An 18,262-nucleotide genomic window follows, 5' to 3' on the forward strand; every position below is an offset into this window, starting at 1 on the left:
TTTGTACTTTACGGCGTTACTTTGAACCACAGAATAATGGTCCCTCTGACCTGTGGCCGTACAGCGAACGCCCTACACTAATAATGATTTACTGGCGGCCACTTTATTTCCTGTACCTTGCTTCTCTTCACCTTGCTTCCCTTCACCTAGAAAGTAAGCATCCAAAACGCTTACCAGCGACTCTCGTTCGTTTTTCATTAATTCAGCGCACTCGCTATTGATCTTGTCGATCACAGCCACTTACTCCTGATCTTCCAGATCGGCAGCAGCCAACCTTGCCGCCTGCAGCACAAGTGTCGAGTACATATGTGATTGAGCGGCTAGTTCATCGTCCCACTTAGACCAGATTCGTGAGATGTAGGTATCTCTCCCTTCCCCCGTAAAGGCGAAGCTGTCATTAAAGGTATCGGCCATTTTCTTGAGCGACTTTTCTTCGTCATCGACCCACTTACCACGGCTAAAGCCCGCTTCAACACCAGCCAATGCGGTTTTCGGGAAATAAGGCAATGGTGCTGTCATGCCTTGATAAAACAGTCGTACTAACTCAGCTAATATACTTTTCGCTTGCTGCGCATCGCCGATAGGTTGTAGCGTTTGGTGAACCACGCCCTCTTTTCTGTCGTAGCCAATAATATGGGTCGTTTTTCCGTGCCCCATCACAGCGCAGGACAGATGATCAATCCACGCGGCCAAGTAATCTTGAGAGCGTATTTTGCCACTACGGAAACGCACTAGACCTGATTGATAGTTTTGAGTTAACCAACCCATCAAGCGAACAGGTTTACCTTCGCCTAACACATCAAATTCGATATTCACTTCGAGATCTTGCTGCGGTGAGCCGCTCACAAATCGAATATCTTTGGCTAAGTCTTCCGCTTGCACACGGTTGGTTTCAAATTCGATATCACCAAAGGCGCCAACCGGTAATCTGCCCTGTGCTTTTTGCTCAGAGACAAACAATCGAACCGCTTCGTCTGCGCCTTCAGGGTGGTCTAGCAGCACTTGCAGCAAAGCATCCTTAAGTTGGAAGCTTTCTAGGCCATTAAGCACGAACGGCTCGTCGTCTTCCATAACCGGAAGCGGAGGTTCAAATACCACTTTTAGGCGACGATTAAAGAAGTATTGCACTGGCAAGCGCCAGAAACGCTGCAGCTCGACCAAATCCAATTCCAGTGGATAGGTCGCACCAAGCAAATAGTCATCCAACGCACGATTGAATTCACCACTGCGTTGACCAGAACGGTTAGCCGCAGGAAGCCATTCTTTGGCGTAGCTCAATACATGGTTTTCGTCACCTTGTGTAAAGGCTGCCGGGCTAAATGGCGTCATGGTGTGTTCAAAGCTGATCGCTTGAGTCAGTTTGATACCAGAATCATCACTTGGTAGTGCTTGGTCTTCACCTAAGCAGTAGTTTTGCTGGCAGTACTCAATCAACTCTGAAACCAATACCGACGGCACTCGCTCAGTATTATCTTGAATCGAGCGTCCAACATAACTGATGTACAAACACTCTTGTGCTGACAACATTGCTTCTAAGAACAGGTAACGGTCATCATCACGACGAGAACGGTCACCGGGACGCGTGCGCCCATTCATCAAATCAAAACCTTCTGGCGGCATTGAGCGAGGATAAACACCATCATTCATGCCCAATAGACAAACGGTTTTGAACGGGATAGAACGCATCGGCATCAGAGTACAGAAGTTAACTTGCCCCGCTAAGAAACGCTGACTAATGCGCGCGCCCGACAGTTTATTATTCAAGTACTGATAGATGATGCTTGGCGATAGCTCTTGTTCGTACAAGGCATCATCAAGCTGTTCATTCAATTGAGAAAGTGCATCGCGAATCGACTTAAGCACTACCTCGCCTTCTAGCTCAACGGCAAAGAAGTCATCAATCATTTGCAGCAAGGTTTCACGCCACATATCGATGGATTGCGTCTCAGTAAGGCGTTGACGGTAGTGAGCGATACGGTCAATAAAGTGCGCTAACTTACCTGCAAGTTCGGCGTTAATACCCTGAACTTCGTTATAAGCCGCAATTGGAGAGTGTTCAGTTTCAAACAAACCTGCTGAGTCTGACATCGCATAACCCAGCAGCATCCGCTGAATACCAAATAGCCAGGTATTTTGCTCAGTAGCAGGCAAATCAAACTCCGTTGCGGTAGACGAGTCGACGCCCCAACGAATACCCGCTTCTTCAACCCACTGCTTAGCTTGCTCAAATTGAAATTCATCAATGCCAAAGCGTGCCATCATCGCTGGGATTTCTAATAATTCCAGAAGTTCAGATGCTAAACAGCGCGTGTTCGGTAGAGCGACCAGCTGCATGAACGCGGTCAAAATTGGACTCTCTTGATCTGCGGTTCTATCCGAGATCGAGTAAGGGATGTAACGCTCACCCGGAGCATTACCAAATACCGCCTGAATCGCAGGGCTGTAAGCATTGATATCTGCCACCATCACAATGATATCGCGTGGTTTTAGGCTTGGATCAGCATCGAACATCGCCAATAGCTGATCATGGAGAACCTCCACCTCGCGCATTGGGCTGTGACAAGCGTGCACAGTCAACGAGCGATCACCCTGTTCAACCACTTGCTTGTGGTTGCTGGAATCTAAGATGTGATCATCTTGGTGCTCTTTTAACTGGAGAATATCGGCTTGCAGTTGATGCAGCAGACTGTCTCTCTCGACATCAATAAAGAACTCATGCTCTTCACTGTCTGATTGAGACAGCAAAAACAGGTTATCTCTACCCAGCTTCCCCATAGACGCAAGCAAGCTATTACCAACCGCTTGGCTGGTGTGTAGTTCATCTTCAACGTTGGCTTCAATACCATCTTTCAATGGCGATACTTCGCCTTCAAGCTGAGGTAAACCATCAACCAATGCAAACTGCTTACGACGCTGCGCTTCCACTCTCGCCAAGTACTTACGGTCACGAATATCGCCCCAGTAATGTTGACAAGGGTTAGTAAACATCAGGTGAACATCAATCTGTTCGCCAAGCGCTTTCAAGGCATCCATGTAGCGAGGAGGCAACGACGAAATACCAAACACAAACAGACGTTTCGGCAGGTGTTGTAATTGCCCTTGTTGGTTGACTAGCGCTTCAATAAAGTCGTGATACAAGTTACCACGGTGGTACTTCGATTGGCCTTGAGACAGTGTCTGATCATAGAGAGCCTTCCACAAAATAGGCTGCCAAGGGTGTTCTTGCTGCCCTTCACTATCAATCAACTCTGTAACGGGTTCTCCCGCTTCCCACATCGCCATCCACTCAGGTCGGTATACCAAGTAGCCATCGAAGATATCGGCAATTTTCTCGGCTAATTGATACAGCTTTGAGTCATCTTCGTCGTTTTCAAGATAGCGCTGCAGGGGTAAGAAGTCAGGGTGGTCAAGTTTCGCGGGTAGCAAACTCATCAGCTTCCACGTCATCGCTTCTTTGTTAAAAGCACTGCGTTTAGGTACATCAGGAAGCACTTGGGTAAACATATCCCAAATGAAGGTTGCTGGAAGAGGAAAATCGATATTTGCTGCTACACCAAATTCTTTGGCGAGTTCCATCTTAAGCCATTGAGACATACCTGGGCTCTGAACCAGAATTTGCTCTTTTTCGAAAGGATTGGCTAAAGGGTCACTTTTGATCAAGTGAACGAGAAGAATTTTTAAAGTATCAACTTTATTGGAATGGTAAACAGTAAACAAAGTGCACTCACGCTAATCTTGCCACAATATACTGCCAGATTAGCATAAGTGCTGAGTTTGGATGAGGAATATAAGCTTATGAAATACCGAAAGCTTAAGGTCCGTTTATCTTTTGAACTATTGCCCTTTACAATCTACCCGCTACCGCACTTAAAACACGATGAGGTTTGTAGTTCATGTAGTAACGAACGGCGACATAACCAACGACGAAGGTGGCCACAATCAGTTCTAGGTACGCTAGATTAAACACTTGGCTGATGTAGTGCGCTTCAACACCTTGTACTTGCATCCAAGCCGCCAATTTAAATAACGCTGTTGCACCAATCACGATTGGGAAAGTAAACGCTGCATAGCCTGGGCTGAATGGCAGACGAAGTAGTTTGAAAAACGCGATGTAGATAATAAACGTCATCAACACTGCAATACCAAATAATAAACCAATGATCACTGGTGACGGGCTGGCAGTAACGGTTAAGTAACCCGCCAAAGATAGGCTCGCTGGTGCTGCCATAATCGCAATCGTTGGTTTTGCAGCATCTGGCACTTCGTGAGAGAAGATCAAACGGTAAACCATCAGTGGTAGCATCACAGCGTAAACCAATAAACCGAATACCAAAGTCGCGTTCGCTACTGGCTCTAAAACTGGATTACCAGAGAAAGAAACGTCAGCTACGATAATACCGATCGGTGGCACAAACCAACTTGGCACCATGTGGTGAATCTCAAAGTTTTTAGCTCTGTGGTACAAAAAGCTCACTAGAAATACAACGTGCAAAGCCACAGATGCCAACCACATCGCTTCTTGTAAAAATTGAGAGATTGGCGCCAAAGACGCAGATACCACCATGCACCCCATAGCAAATGTTGGTACCACACTGCCGACAACAGGGTGAGCAAGATCTTCACGCAATAGGTGGCCATGAATCAAAAATTTCACAGCCAAAACAAGAAGCAATACCGCTGTAATACCCGCACTGATCCACTGCACTAAGCCTGGAGTGTGCAAAATACCTTGTGCGACTAAAACGCCATCCCAGCACCAGCCTAAGCTTGCGATTGCTAGTGCTAACCCTGCCATGGGTGTTGGAGCTCCTGTTAATCTATATTTAATACGTTGAATCATGTCAGCCTCTCTTAAACTTAATTCACTAAACTTGTGAACTCATCAGCTTGTTGAAGCCATAATACGCTTGCGCTTCGTTAAACAATATCCAATTATATATAACAAGTGTTCATCAATACTGAACAACCCTTTCCACCAGCAGCGTAAAACTAGGAACCTGATGGCTAATATCTCAATCAAACAACTCAAAGTGTTTGTCACCATTACCCAGCATTCGACGCTTACCGCCGCATCAGAAGCGCTGTTTTTGTCTAAAGCCGCGGTCAGCATGGCATTAGGCGAAATGGAGAAACAGTTAGGTCACTCTCTATTTGACCGGGTTAACAACCGATTAATTCTCAATCAGGAGGGACAAAAGTTACTTCCTTTGGCTGACGAGATTCTTCACCGAGCTGCGGGCATTGATGTTTTGTTCCGCGATGACCAACCATTAAGTGGCAATCTCAAAGTTGGCGCGAGTGACACGATTGGTAATCAGGTAGCACCCTTTATTCTGTCTGGCTTTCGCGAACGAACTCAGCATCAAGACCAGAGCTTGTTCATTTCGAACAGTGCGCTGATCTGCCAAAAGTTGGTGGATTATGAACTGGATATCGCGCTAATTGAAGGAAAAACACTCCACCCTGAATTGATATCTAGCCAGTTCAGTAGCGATGAGATGTGTATTATCGTTAGTAATCAACACCCTCTCGTTTCACAAGACAAAGTTGCTCTGCATGATTTAGAAGACAGCCATTGGATACTGCGAGAGTCAGGCTCAGGTACACGTGAGTTTTTCTTGCGTGCCGTCGCACCACGTATCGAGCACTGGTACGAATCATTTGAGCTCAACACCACGGAAGCGATCATCAACTCTGTTTCTGCAGGTCTGGGCTTTGCCTGTTTATCGCGTTTAGCGGCACAACGCGCGATTGATTCTGGCCGAGTGAAAGCGCTTGATGTACCACTCGACATGAAACGCCGATTCTGGATGCTGGTCCATAAAGACAAATATCAAAGCCCACTGCTGAAATCTTTCATGGGTTATTGTGAAGACTGGGCTGCACATCAAGATTGAGGCCGCATAGTTCGGGCTCCAACTGGACTTTTCGCATCAGAAACTGTATAAAAAGCCAGTAAAATTTATCAAACTTAGAGGATTAACCATGGCTGTTATCGTCAAGTACGTGGTGGAACGCAACGGAGAAGAGAAAATGACTTTTACCTCTAAAGCCGAAGCTGACGCATACGACAAAATGCTGGATATGGCTGATGAGCTTTTTGAACTGTTAGGCAAAAGCGATTTAGTTGAAGATGAAGGCAAGCAAGAAGAACTTGCAATGTACCTAGCGAAGAACAAAGAAGAAGTTCTTTACGCATTAGGTGCTAAGCGTAAGCCAGCTCCGAAAAAAGCTAAGAAGCTTGAAGCTGTTGAAGACGCAGAAGAAGATGCAGCATAACTAGCTGATACCTTTCTAAAAAACGTCAATGACGCCTCTAATCAGAGTTCGTTATTGGCGTTTTTTTATACTTATCGAAATATAATGAAGCTTGTTTATAGTCGAAATCGCTCTAAACATTCGCTTGCACAAAAGTGTGATAAAGATCTAATCTATAGCCATCAGGTGATGGGGTTCCACCTAAGCTTTTGCTTCAACCGCCCGTTCTTTCCGAACAGTGCTAATGACTCCTACAGAATCGAAAACAGGTAATACTGTTGGACGTATCGCTATTCCTCCATTTTGAAATGGACTTAGTCTATTAAGACCAAGATTCATGACACCTTTGGATTATCGATACTCAAGATCTGTAGTGAATTAGCCGCACCTCTTCCAACACGTCCTGTTTTCTCAACGCCCTAGGTCTTAAATGGCTCTATAAGTGAGAAAACATTATGCACTACTCTTCAGAAATTCAATCAATGTGCCCTATTCAAAGGGGTGACCTTCACAATTCAGCTCCAATTCCAGTTGAAGGCGCAATGGTTAGCCCAAAAGATGTCATCGCTATTTCTGGCTTAAGCCATGGCGTAGGCACTTGTGCACCACAACAAGGTGCTGCAAAACTAACGCTTAACGTAAAAAACGGCATCATCGAAGAAGCATTAATCGAAACCATCGGCTGCTCTGGCATGACTCAATCTGCCGCGATGGCCGCTGAAATCCTTACAGGAAAAACCATCCTTGAAGCGCTCAATACTGACTTAGTATGTGACGCTATCAACGTAGCGATGCGTGAAATCTTCCTGCAGTTTGTTTACGGTCGAACTCAATCTGCTTTCTCTGAAGGTGGCCTAGAAATCGGTGCAGCATTGGAAGACTTAGGTCAAACACAACGCAGCCAAGTCGGCACCAGCTATTCAACCTCAGCGAAAGGCGTTCGTTACCTAGAGCTTGCAGAAGGTTACGTGACCAAGCTTGCGCTTGATGATCACAGCGAAGTGATTGGCTACGAATATCTCAACCTCGGCAAAATGATGAAGGCGATTAATCAAGGTGTGCCAGCCAATGAGGCGGCCGACCTTGCGACAGGGACTTATGGTCGCTTCGACGAAGCCGTGACCACGATTAACCCACGCCAACAATAATTTTTGCCAATTAAGAGGAAAGATATGATGAACACTCAATTTAATGAATCAGTAACTCGCGTATTGGCAGAAATGAACTTCGACTCTTTAGAGCAAGCAAACCAATACTGTTTATCACACAATGTCGACCCAAAAGCATTAGTGATGGACACTCAACCTATCGCATTTGAAAGCGCAGCTGACGCCTACACCCTTGGTGCAGCATTGGCTCTGTTCCGTAAAGCGAACAACGCAGAACAAGCGGCGAATATCATTGGTGAAGGCCTTCAAGCATTCACAAAACCCGGCAGTGTTGCGGAGCAACGCCAAGTCGGTATCGGCCATGGCGCACTGGCTGCTCGCCTTCTGAATGAAGAGAGTCACTGCTTTACTTTCCTTGCAGGTCATGAGTCTTTTGCAGCAGCAGAAGGCGCGATCAAGATTGCGCTGAACGTGAACAAATCACGCAAAACACCATTGAAAGTTATCTTAAACGGTCTAGGTAAAGATGCCGCATACTTAATCTCTCGTATCAATGGCTTTACTTATGTTCGCACTCAATTTGATTACCAAACGGGTGAGCTCGTTGAAACAGAACGTCGCCGTTTCTCACAAGGGCCTCGTGGAGAGATCTTGTGTTACGGCGCTGATGATGTACGTGAAGGCGTAGCGATCATGCACAGAGAAGAAGTGGATGTGAGTATCACGGGTAACTCAACCAACCCAACACGCTTCCAACACCCTGTTGCGGGTATCTACAAAGCAGAACGCACTCGCCAAGGCTTGCCTTACTTCTCAGTCGCTTCAGGCGGCGGTACAGGCCGTACATTACACCCAGACAACGTAGCCGCTGGCCCTGCGTCTTACGGCATGACAGATACCATGGGCAGAATGCACGCTGACGCTCAATTTGCAGGTAGCTCTTCTGTTCCTGCTCACGTAGCAATGATGGGCTTCATCGGTATGGGTAATAACCCAATGGTCGGTGCTACGGTTGCTTTGGCTGTCGCAGTGAGTGAATCTCAAAACGCATAGCGACAAAACGAGCTCTATAGTCGGCCTGTCATATAGAGCCTTTTGTAGAGCTTTTTAATTGAGAAACGCGCAATAACGCACGACCAAAACTCTACACCTATCACTAAAACCAAACAGTCAGCTTTATGCTGGCTGTTTTTTATTCACACTTGCTCTACTATCTATTTCTAATAATTATTTGTATCTAAGATTAAATACACCAGCCATTAGTATTTAACTGCATATTTTCAAAGGAATAATATGAAAGAGCTCATCATTCATACCATTACCGTGTTCATGGGCTTTTTTGCCATCATGAACCCAATCGCCAATACCCCGATCTTTCTTGGGTTAACCGGCGACAATGACAGGGAAACAGTCAAGTCCATCGCCTTCCGCTCAGTGTTTATCGCATTCGTCATCGTCAGTACTTTTGCGCTCTCTGGCAAACTGATCTTTGACCTATTTGGTATCACACTGTACGCACTGCGCATCACGGGCGGCATTCTGGTCTTTTTGATTGGCTTTCACATGCTGCAAGGTGATTCAACACACACTAAGGCGAAAGAGAAAGTAAATTCAGACGCCCAACGAGACGCGGCGCTAAGCATCGCAGTATCACCTTTAGCCATGCCGATACTGGCAGGCCCGGGCACCATAGCCACCGCAATGAACTTCGCTAGTACCGAGGGGATTTACGAGACCATCATTACCATCGTAGCCTTTGGTCTACTGTGTACCTTAACCTACGTATTATTTGTATTCGGCGAACGCTTCGTGAAAGCTGTAGGGCCAAGCGCGCTGAACGTGATTACGCGAATGATGGGTTTGATACTGGCGGTAATCGGTATGCAGATGTTGATTGAAGGGATTGAACAAGCTTATAAGGCACTGTTTATCTAGCGTTTAATTCCACTAAATTTCATACAAAAATAGCCAGCGATTCGCTGGCTATTTTCTTTACTGCTTAATTGAAAATCAGTTCGCAGGACAGCCCTTCACTTCCAAGCCTTTGCTCATATAAATTAGGTCACCATCCACGGGAGCGTAATTTGCGGCAGTTACATCCGGGTTCTTGACAAAAAACTCTCGTAATACGGATGCGTCTGTCATTTGAGTTGATTCAACATCAATTACAGGATAGTCATCACCACCAGCCGCGCTGAAACTGATCACAGAGAAGGTGTAAGTATCTGCCAAGTCAAAACCTTTGCCATTGATATCTCGAATGGTCACATCACTCAAATCACAGTCGACGGTTAAGCTTATGTTGTCGAGTTGAGCATAAGCGCCTGAACCCGCCGTCATCGTCGCCACTACATCTAAATACGCTTTCACCTCAGACCCTGTCATCGTTGCTTTGGTCACGAAGTTTCCGAAAGGTTGCACCGTCAGTACATCACGATAAGCAATATCACCTGCTTGAATTGAGTCGCGAACACCACCGGAATTCATCACACCAAAGTCAGCATTAACTAAATCATAAGTGCGGTATGCTTCCCCTAATAAGTGACCGAGATTCGTTTGCTCAGATCGAACCACATTACGATCCCCTTCTAGTTTCGCATCTGTTTTTGAGATAATGACATCTAGCAGATCTTGCCCTTGTTGTTGATACGGGTAGAGAGTAGCTTTTACGGCTGCATCAGGTTTAATCTCAGCTTGGATAAACTGATAATCACCATTTTCATCCTTCTCTTTTAAGTTCACCGGAACCAGATCGTATTTCGCTAAATGTAATTTTCCGTCATAGAATTCAAAGTCAGCTCGACCTACATACTTACCCCATTCGTGAGCTTGCATGATGTAGGTACCGTTTTGCTGATCCGGTTTACAATCATCTCCCGGATTAAAATCAGCGTATTCATTGCCTTCCATACAAACTGGATTTTGAGAGTGTCCACCGATGATGGCGTCCAGTTGGCCTTCCTCTAGAGAACGAGCAAGCAACACATCGCCAGGCGCTTCGCTACCATGCTGACCATCGGCGTAGTGCCCCATATGAGTCGTAGCAAAAATCAGGTCAACTGTTTCATTTGCCTCGATTTCTTGTATCGCTTTCTTAATTTCAACTTGTGGGTCGGCAAAGTGAATCGTCGCGACATTGTCAGGGTTAACTAATTTCGCCGTATCTTTGGTTGTCAGGCCAATAACAGCAACTTTTAAGCCATTAATGGTGAATACTTTATATGGAGAGAAAAGGCGTTCATCAGTAACTGTGTCTCCATCTTTGATATAAATATTCGCCGCAAGCATCGGGAAATCAGCCAGCTCAGATTGCATCTCAAGCACATCCAAGGTGTTGTCGAATTCATGGTTACCTAATGCCATCGCGTCGTAACCAAGCAGGTTCATACCAACAAAGTCGGGAACTGCATTCTGCATATCAGACTCAGGCACACCAGTATTAATATCACCACCGGACAATAGGATCGTCTCACCACCATTTTGTGTAACTTCGGCACGAATGCTATCAATCAGTGTCTTACGAGCTGCCATCCCATACTCACCATTGCTGTTTTCCCAGAAGCGACCATGGTGATCGTTGGTATGTAAAACAGTAAATTTGGTACAAGATTCCGCGGTATCACATGTCACTGTGATATCGTCATTATCCGAGCCACAGCCAACCATCGCCACGCCGATAGAGAGCACCAGTAAAGACTTAGTAAAATTCATAGAAGATCCTTTATTCATCGTTTTAATGTCGTTATGGCAGGAAATATACTTACATCTTGAAGGGTTTTAGTGATCGCTATCTTAATTACACAGCTGAAAAATTGAGTAATTACTCGGACTGTAGGCACAAGCGATTAATCAACAGAACTCGAACAATTCCGATATCAAACAGATATTTATAAAAAATTTGTGACTGGCTCTATTGATATGGCTAACAAGAAGTTTCTCTCTAAAGGCAGATTTGGGATAAGAGTGGAGCGGTGCAAAGCAGCTTAAGTAATGTTCAATAAGTTAAGCTCAGGGAGTAATATCCGGATAATGAAAACTATCGCTAAAAAGACAAGCAATATCATTTTACAGACTTTATCCCGATGCGCCCTTTCATAACGAGGGCGCTCTCTTTATGATGAACGCAATTAAATTAACTTTGCTAACGGCAGCGCTTGTTATTCGAGCCGCTGTTATGAAATAGCAAAATCAAGACTCAACACATGGAGATTCAACATGGCTTACTTTTCACTAGCCTTCGGTACGGCAACCAAAAACCGCGACAATAAGATCATTGAAGCGTTCTTCCCTAACCCACTTCTAAACCCAAGCGATGCTCTAGTAGCGGTTGTTGGTGAAGTTGCAGGTTACACTGAAGGCAACCAAGCTATCGAAATCTCTGCAGCACAAAGCGCAGAACTAGCGAAAGCATTCGCAGCAAACGACGATGCAGCAAACGCATCTTTCGCAGAAAAAGCAGCAGCATCTGAGCAGCCACTTGTTCTTGTTGTTCTTGCGACTGACGAGAAGCCAGCATCAGTTGCTGAAGGCTTCCTTAAGCTACAACTAATCTCTAACCGCCTAGTTCAACCACACGGTACAGTACTAGACGGTATCTTCGGTCTACTGCACAACATCGCATGGACTAACGAAGGTCCAATCGATCTTCCTGAGCTAGCTGAGCGTCAAATCGAAGCTCGCCTTGCAGGTCGTGCTCTATCTGTAGATTGCGTAGACAAGTTCCCTAAAATGGTGGATTACGTGGTACCAACAGGTATTCGTATTGCTGACACTTCTCGTGTTCGTCTTGGTGCACATGTGGGTGAAGGCACAACGGTTATGCACGAAGGTTTCATCAACTTCAACGCAGGTACAACTGGCGTAAGCATGGTTGAAGGTCGTATCTCTGCTGGTGTTGTTGTAGGTAACGGTTCAGACATCGGCGGCGGCGCTTCTATCATGGGTACGCTATCTGGTGGCGGTACTATGGTTATCTCTATCGGCGAAAACTGCCTACTAGGCGCAAACGCAGGTCTTGGCTTCCCAATGGGCGACCGTTGTACTGTTGAGTCTGGTCTATATGTAACGGCTGGTACGAAAGTTCGCATGCTAGATAAAGAAGGCAACGAAGTAGAAATTATCAAAGCTCGCGATCTAGCTGGCGTTTCTGACCTGCTGTTCCGTCGTAACTCGATCACTGGTCAAATTGAGTGTCTTGCGAACAAGTCAGCTGTTGAACTGAACAGCGAGCTACACAGCAACAACTAATCTAAGTACTCGATGCTAGAAAATACGAAGCCGCTGGGGTGAAATCCAGCGGCTTTCTTCATTCTTTTGCTAGTGTCCAAAAGTATGTCGCCCCTTAATCCACCAACATACCTGTTAACATACACATTTTCTAACAAACTCATCTTATCCAGTGACACGTGGCAGAAACAGCTCAGAGGACCAAATTCCCTACTAACAACTAACTAAATGGTCATGAAATTTTGAACGGTGTTTTATTGTTGTATATAATCACCTTAATTGAACCACTCATTTCGAACAAAATTCTCATGCACAGTTTAAAAAAACTACACCATCTATCAAAGAAAGTTCACCCGCATTGTTATGGAGTAGATTACCTTCGTAAAAACATTCGATTTGTTATGTGGGGATTGCTCAATCGTCAAGTTACTCAAGGAATGTACGATTTACAGAAAGATAAAAAACTAACAGCAATCTTTGAAAACAACTACAAGCTCTTTGAAAAGCCATTGAAACCATTCATCTCTCCTTGTTTCTCATCCACACAGAGGCTAGAGCTCATACGATCACATTTTCAAATTTTAACTGATAAGTTTAATAGCAAAGTTATCAACCTTTACGAAAAGCCATTCGAGATAACAACCTTCAAAGATCGGAATGGTCAATCTTACACGATTGAGCTTTATCCAGGTGAGTCAAGAGAGGGGTCTATCGGTATTAAGCTTGTAGAATTGCATTCTGGCCAGACCATATATTCAATTACGTGTAACCTCTCTAGACAAGGAAGTGACAGAGTTTTACACATAGGTTGCTTACAAGGAACCAACCGCCATGTCATTGATAGTCAGATTAAGATTAAAGAAATAACTCGAACACTTCACGGCCTCCGTCCTAAAGCTCTAATGCTCAATTTGAGCTTAATGTTTGCTAGGTATTTTGAAGTGAACAAAGTGATCGCAGTATCAAATAAAGGCCATATATATCAGGCTTTGCGATACTTGGGTTCAAAAAGAGGTGCTATTAGCAGTGATTATGACTCTTTGTGGGAAGAAATGGGCGGACAAAGAGTAAGTAAATTCTTTTATCAAATTCCAGTTGAATTAGAACGCAAAGACCTGGCTCATTTAAAAAGAAGTAAGCGTAATCTTTACTCAAAAAGGTACGCTCTACTTGATAAATTGGAGGATGATCTGACTGAGTCTTTATCAAAAATTGCCTTACCAAACGAAGCAAGCGATTCAATTATTTGAACCAAAGTGATGTCATCAAATCTGAGATTAAATAGATCTAATGATAAAAAACAATTTCCTCGTTCATAATAACAATTAATTATTGAACAACCTTCAAACATACTGGCCAAATGAATTTAAAAAGCGCAGACCTTTCGATCTGCGCTTTTGACTTCTGCTTAATCTAATCAGATTAGCGCGGCATGATTAACCCAAGTTCTTACGTGCGTTTTGGAACATACGCATCCAAGCACCGTTCTCGCCCCAGCCTTCTGGAGACCAAGAGTTAGCAACTGTGCGGAACACACGCTCTGGGTGAGGCATCATGATAGTCACGCGGCCGTCAGTCGTTGTTAAACCTGTGATAGCATTTGGCGAACCGTTCGGGTTGTTCGGGTATTGCTGCGTTTGGTTACCGTTGTTATCAACGTAACGTAGAGCAACCGTACCTGAGTTTTCAATCGCGTTTAGGTGGTCGTTATCACGCACTTCTACGCGGCCTTCACCGTGAGAAACAGCGATTGGCATACGAGAACCTTCCATGCCGTTGAAGAATACAGAATCAGATTTCTGAACTTCTACTAGGCTGAAACGCGCTTCAAAACGCTCAGATTCGTTGCGAACGAAACGTGGCCAGTACTCAGCACCTGGGATTAGGTCACGCAGGTTAGACAGCATCTGACAACCGTTACACACACCTAGAGAGAAGGTATCTTCACGCTTGAAGAAGTTTTCAAACTGGTCACGAGTAGAGTCGTTAAACAGAACTGACTTAGCCCAACCTTCACCCGCGCCTAATACATCACCGTAAGAGAAGCCACCACATGCCACAAGGCCGTTGTACTCTTCTAGTACCGCTTGACCTGTTAGGATATCGCTCATGTGAATATCAGTTGCTTCGAAGCCTGCGCGGTCGAATGCTGCTGCCATTTCAACGTGAGAGTTAACACCCTGCTCACGTAGAATTGCCATCTTAGGTTTAGCACCTGTGTTGATGAACGGTGCAGCGATATCTTCATTTACGTCGAAGCTTAGTTTCACGTTCAGACCTGGGTCTGAGTTGTCTTTCTTCGCTTCGTGCTCTTGGTCAGCACATGCTGGGTTATCACGTAGACCTTGCATCTTGTGCGTTGTCTCAGCCCAGATTGTACGTAGCTCAGTACGGTTACGTTCAATCACTACTGACTCACCAGACTTAATCACTAGCTCATCAGATGCTTCAACAGAACCAATTACGTGTGAACACGCTTCTAGACCGTTTGCAGCAAGAGTAGAAAGAACAGCGTCTAGGTCGTCATTACGAACCTGGATTACCGCACCTAGCTCTTCGTTGAATAGTGCAGCTAGTGTGTCTTCACCTAGCGCTTCAATATTTGCATTAACACCACAGTGACCTGCGAACGCCATTTCAGCTAGAGTAACAAATAGACCACCGTCACCTTTATCGTGGTAAGCCACAACTTGGTCGTTAGCCACAAGTGCTTGAACGCCTTCGTAGAAACCTTTTAGCTGTGCTGCGTTGTCTACGTCTGCTGGCTTGTCACCAAGCTGCTTGTAAACTTGCGCTAGTGCCGTAGCACCTAGACGGTTTTTTCCGTTACCTAGGTCGATAAGAACTAGTGATGTGTCACCTAGCCCTTCAAGGTTATCAGGGGTGCGAAGCTGAGGCGTAATCGTCTTACGAACATCTTCAACACGAGCAAATGCAGTGATAACAAGAGATAGCGGAGAAGTGACTTCTTTCTGCTCGCCGTTCTCTTCCCACTTAGTCTTCATAGACATTGAGTCTTTACCCACTGGGATAGTTAGACCCAGTGCTGGACATAGTTCTTCACCAACTGCTTTCACCGCTTCGTAAAGACCGGCATCTTCACCAGGGTGACCCGCTGGAGACATCCAGTTAGCCGACAGTTTAATGTGTTTGATATCGCCGATGTTAGTCGCAGCGATGTTTGTGATTGCTTCACCAACCGCTAGACGAGCCGATGCGCCGAAGTCTAGTAGTGCCACTGGCGTACGCTCACCAAGAGACATAGCCTCACCGTGGTAAGAGTCGTAACTTGCTGCAGTTACAGCACAGTTAGCAACAGGAACCTGCCATGGGCCAACCATTTGGTCACGAGCAACAAGGCCAGTTACCGAGCGGTCACCGATAGTGATAAGGAATGTTTTCTCTGCGACTGTTGGTAGGCGAAGAACACGGTCAACCGCTTCGTTCATTTCGATACCAGAACGGTCAATCGCTGGGTTATTTGCTTTTAGCGTTTTCGCGTCACGGTGCATCTTAGGTGTTTTACCTAATAGGATGTCCATTGGCATGTCGATTGGCGTGTTGTCAAAGTGTGAATCTTCAAGTTTAAGTTCACGCTCTTCCGTTGCTTTACCAACCACTGCGTATGGTGCGCGTTCACGCTTACAAATTGCGTCGAACGTTGCCATGTCTTCGTCAGCAACCGCCATTACGTAACGTTCTTGAGATTCGTTACACCAGATCTCAAGTGGGCTCATGCCCGGCTCATCGTTTGGCACGTCACGCAGGTTGAAGATACCGCCGCGCTCGCCATCGTCTACTAGCTCAGGAAGAGCATTAGAGATACCGCCCGCGCCCACATCGTGGATGAATGCGATTGGGTTCGCATCACCAAGCTGCCAACAACGGTCGATCACTTCCTGACAACGACGCTCCATTTCTGGGTTTTCACGTTGTACAGAAGCGAAATCTAGATCTTCAGAAGAAGAACCCGAATCCATAGAAGAAGCTGCACCGCCACCAAGGCCGATGTTCATCGCAGGACCACCAAGAACGATTAGGCTTGCACCTACTGGGATCTCTTTCTTCTGAACGTGCTCATCACGGATGTTACCAAGACCACCAGCTAGCATGATTGGTTTGTGGTAACCACGCACTTCTTCACCTGCGTGAGAGTTGACTTTCTCTTCGTAAGTACGGAAGTAACCTAGTAGGTTTGGACGACCAAATTCGTTGTTGAATGCCGCGCCACCAAGAGGACCTTCAAGCATGATATCCAGAGCAGTAACGATACGGCTTGGCTTACCAAAATCAGTTTCCCAAGGTTGAACAAAGTTCGGGATCTTAAGGTTAGATACAGAGAACGCAACCAAACCAGCTTTTGGCTTACCACCAATACCAGTCGCGCCTTCATCACGGATTTCACCGCCTGAACCTGTTGATGCGCCCGGCCATGGAGAGATTGCCGTTGGGTGGTTGTGCGTCTCAACTTTCATCAAGATGTGTGTTTTCTCTTGGTGGTAATTGTACTGACGAGTTTTTGGATCTGGGAAGAAACGACCTACTTCAGAACCTGTCATTACCGCTGCGTTATCTTTATAAGCAGACAGAACGTGTTCTGGTGTCGTTTCAAAGGTGTTCTTAATCATCTTGAACAATGATTTTTCTTGCTTAACGCCATCGATAGTCCAATCAGCGTTAAAGATCTTGTGACGACAGTGCTCTGAGTTCGCTTGTGCAAACATCATTAGCTCGATGTCAGTCGGGTTACGACCTAGCTTTTCAGTGAAGCTTTCAAGAAGGTAATCAATCTCATCTTCTGCAAGTGCCAGACCTAGGGTAACGTTTGCTTCTTCAAGCGCTTTACGTCCGCCTGTTAATAGGTCAACTTCCGCATAAGGAGCAGGCTCAGCAACTTTGAACAGTGCTGCTGCCGATTCGAAGTCAGTGAAAACCACTTCCATCATACGATCGTGTAGAATCGCTTTCAGCTCAACTAGTTGAAGTTCAGAAAGTTCAGAAGAAGTTTCAATGTAGAAAGCAGTACCGCGCTCTAGACGTGACACTTTAGCCAGTCCGCAGTTGTGTGCGATATCTGTTGATTTTGAAGACCAAGGCGAGATAGTGCCCGGGCGTGGCGTTGCAAGCAGCAATAAACCTTCAGGTTCATGCTCTTCACCATTCTCTGTACAAGGAAGCATTGGACCGTAAGTCAGTAGCTTTTCTAGCTTCTCAACCTCAGACTCGTCTAGGTCTGCCGTTAAATCAGCAAAGTGGGCAAACTCAGCGTAAATACCTGTTACAGGTAAGCTTAATTCACGACAAAGCTCTAAAAGCTTGTTAACACGAAACTCAGATAGAGCTGGGGAGCCACGCAAAATTCTCATGTGCTTAGGTCTCTTATGCAGTTGATTAAGGTAGTATTGGAATAAATTCAGTGGGTTATAGGAACAACCTAACTGTTTTCTTCGAAGCTATTCCCGAAGGTTGCCAAACCTATGCCGATTCCACCTCTTCAATGCGAGCGCATTATAAAGCATTTCTTTTTGTGACGTAACACCAAAAGCAACCGTTTGCGTTATTTTTTTTATCTTTCTGCGTAAATGGTATTTTTGCTGCATTTATCACCACTTTTACATCTGTTTAATTAAACCTGCTTTGCCAGCCTTGCGGGGTTTGGTATAAAGGGG

Annotated in this window: 12 protein-coding genes and 1 riboswitch; of the genes, 7 read left to right on the plus strand and 5 right to left on the minus strand. The window is 45.4% G+C overall.

What is annotated here, in order from left to right; genetic code table 11:
- Nucleotides 1–72: 72 nt before the first annotated feature.
- The 3 genes from L1D22_RS02035 to L1D22_RS02045 form a co-directional block, all read right to left on the minus strand.
- Nucleotides 73–234 (minus strand): hypothetical protein, encoded by a 162-nt coding sequence (locus tag L1D22_RS02035; protein WP_239828617.1) that lies wholly within the window; start codon nt 232–234, stop codon nt 73–75.
- A gap of 6 nt (nt 235–240) precedes the next feature.
- Complete coding sequence (recC, locus tag L1D22_RS02040; RefSeq protein WP_239828534.1) at nt 241–3,717, minus strand: exodeoxyribonuclease V subunit gamma; 3,477 nt, start codon at nt 3,715–3,717, stop codon at nt 241–243.
- A gap of 127 nt (nt 3,718–3,844) precedes the next feature.
- The gene (locus L1D22_RS02045) at nt 3,845–4,795 is read right to left on the minus strand and encodes a TDT family transporter (RefSeq protein WP_239828612.1); all 951 of its coding nucleotides are present in this window, start codon (nt 4,793–4,795) and stop codon (nt 3,845–3,847) included.
- Nucleotides 4,796–5,000: 205 nt separating this feature from the next.
- Between L1D22_RS02045 and L1D22_RS02050 the strand changes: the two genes are divergently transcribed.
- From L1D22_RS02050 to L1D22_RS02070, 5 genes are all read left to right on the plus strand, one after another.
- Nucleotides 5,001–5,897: a LysR family transcriptional regulator gene (locus L1D22_RS02050; RefSeq protein WP_239828535.1), complete on the plus strand. Its 897-nt coding sequence runs from the start codon at nt 5,001–5,003 to the stop codon at nt 5,895–5,897.
- Between the two features lie 88 nt (nt 5,898–5,985).
- Complete coding sequence (locus L1D22_RS02055) at nt 5,986–6,279, plus strand: YebG family protein (RefSeq protein WP_008223840.1); 294 nt, start codon at nt 5,986–5,988, stop codon at nt 6,277–6,279.
- 155 nt (nt 6,280–6,434) lie between these two features.
- A riboswitch (Fluoride riboswitch) is annotated at nt 6,435–6,519 on the plus strand.
- A 194-nt stretch (nt 6,520–6,713) separates the two neighbouring features.
- Nucleotides 6,714–7,406 (plus strand): iron-sulfur cluster assembly scaffold protein, encoded by a 693-nt coding sequence (locus L1D22_RS02060; protein ID WP_017068533.1) that lies wholly within the window; start codon nt 6,714–6,716, stop codon nt 7,404–7,406.
- A gap of 24 nt (nt 7,407–7,430) precedes the next feature.
- Nucleotides 7,431–8,420: a GGGtGRT protein gene (locus L1D22_RS02065; protein WP_239828536.1), complete on the plus strand. Its 990-nt coding sequence runs from the start codon at nt 7,431–7,433 to the stop codon at nt 8,418–8,420.
- Nucleotides 8,421–8,660: 240 nt separating this feature from the next.
- Nucleotides 8,661–9,302, plus strand: coding sequence for a MarC family protein (locus L1D22_RS02070; RefSeq protein ID WP_048669191.1), 642 nt, complete (start codon nt 8,661–8,663; stop codon nt 9,300–9,302).
- A gap of 75 nt (nt 9,303–9,377) precedes the next feature.
- Here L1D22_RS02070 and ushA read toward each other — a convergent pair whose 3' ends face one another.
- Nucleotides 9,378–11,078, minus strand: a complete 1,701-nt coding sequence (gene ushA / locus L1D22_RS02075) for a bifunctional UDP-sugar hydrolase/5'-nucleotidase UshA (RefSeq protein WP_239828537.1) — start codon at nt 11,076–11,078, stop codon at nt 9,378–9,380.
- Between the two features lie 504 nt (nt 11,079–11,582).
- On the opposite strand from ushA, the gene dapD reads away from it, so the two are divergent.
- Both dapD and L1D22_RS02085 read left to right on the plus strand, forming a co-directional pair.
- Nucleotides 11,583–12,614 (plus strand): 2,3,4,5-tetrahydropyridine-2,6-dicarboxylate N-succinyltransferase, encoded by a 1,032-nt coding sequence (gene dapD / locus L1D22_RS02080; RefSeq protein WP_239828538.1) that lies wholly within the window; start codon nt 11,583–11,585, stop codon nt 12,612–12,614.
- 287 nt (nt 12,615–12,901) lie between these two features.
- The gene (locus tag L1D22_RS02085) at nt 12,902–13,843 is read left to right on the plus strand and encodes a VirK/YbjX family protein (RefSeq protein WP_239828539.1); all 942 of its coding nucleotides are present in this window, start codon (nt 12,902–12,904) and stop codon (nt 13,841–13,843) included.
- Nucleotides 13,844–14,029: 186 nt separating this feature from the next.
- Here the strand turns inward: L1D22_RS02085 and purL are convergent, their stop codons facing one another.
- Entirely contained in the window at nt 14,030–17,959 is a 3,930-nt protein-coding gene (gene purL, locus L1D22_RS02090) for a phosphoribosylformylglycinamidine synthase (RefSeq protein WP_239828540.1), read from the minus strand.
- Nucleotides 17,960–18,262 lie beyond the last annotated feature (303 nt).

The sequence above is a fragment of the Vibrio sp. Isolate34 genome (assembly GCF_022397915.1).
Lineage (GTDB): Bacteria > Pseudomonadota > Gammaproteobacteria > Enterobacterales > Vibrionaceae > Vibrio.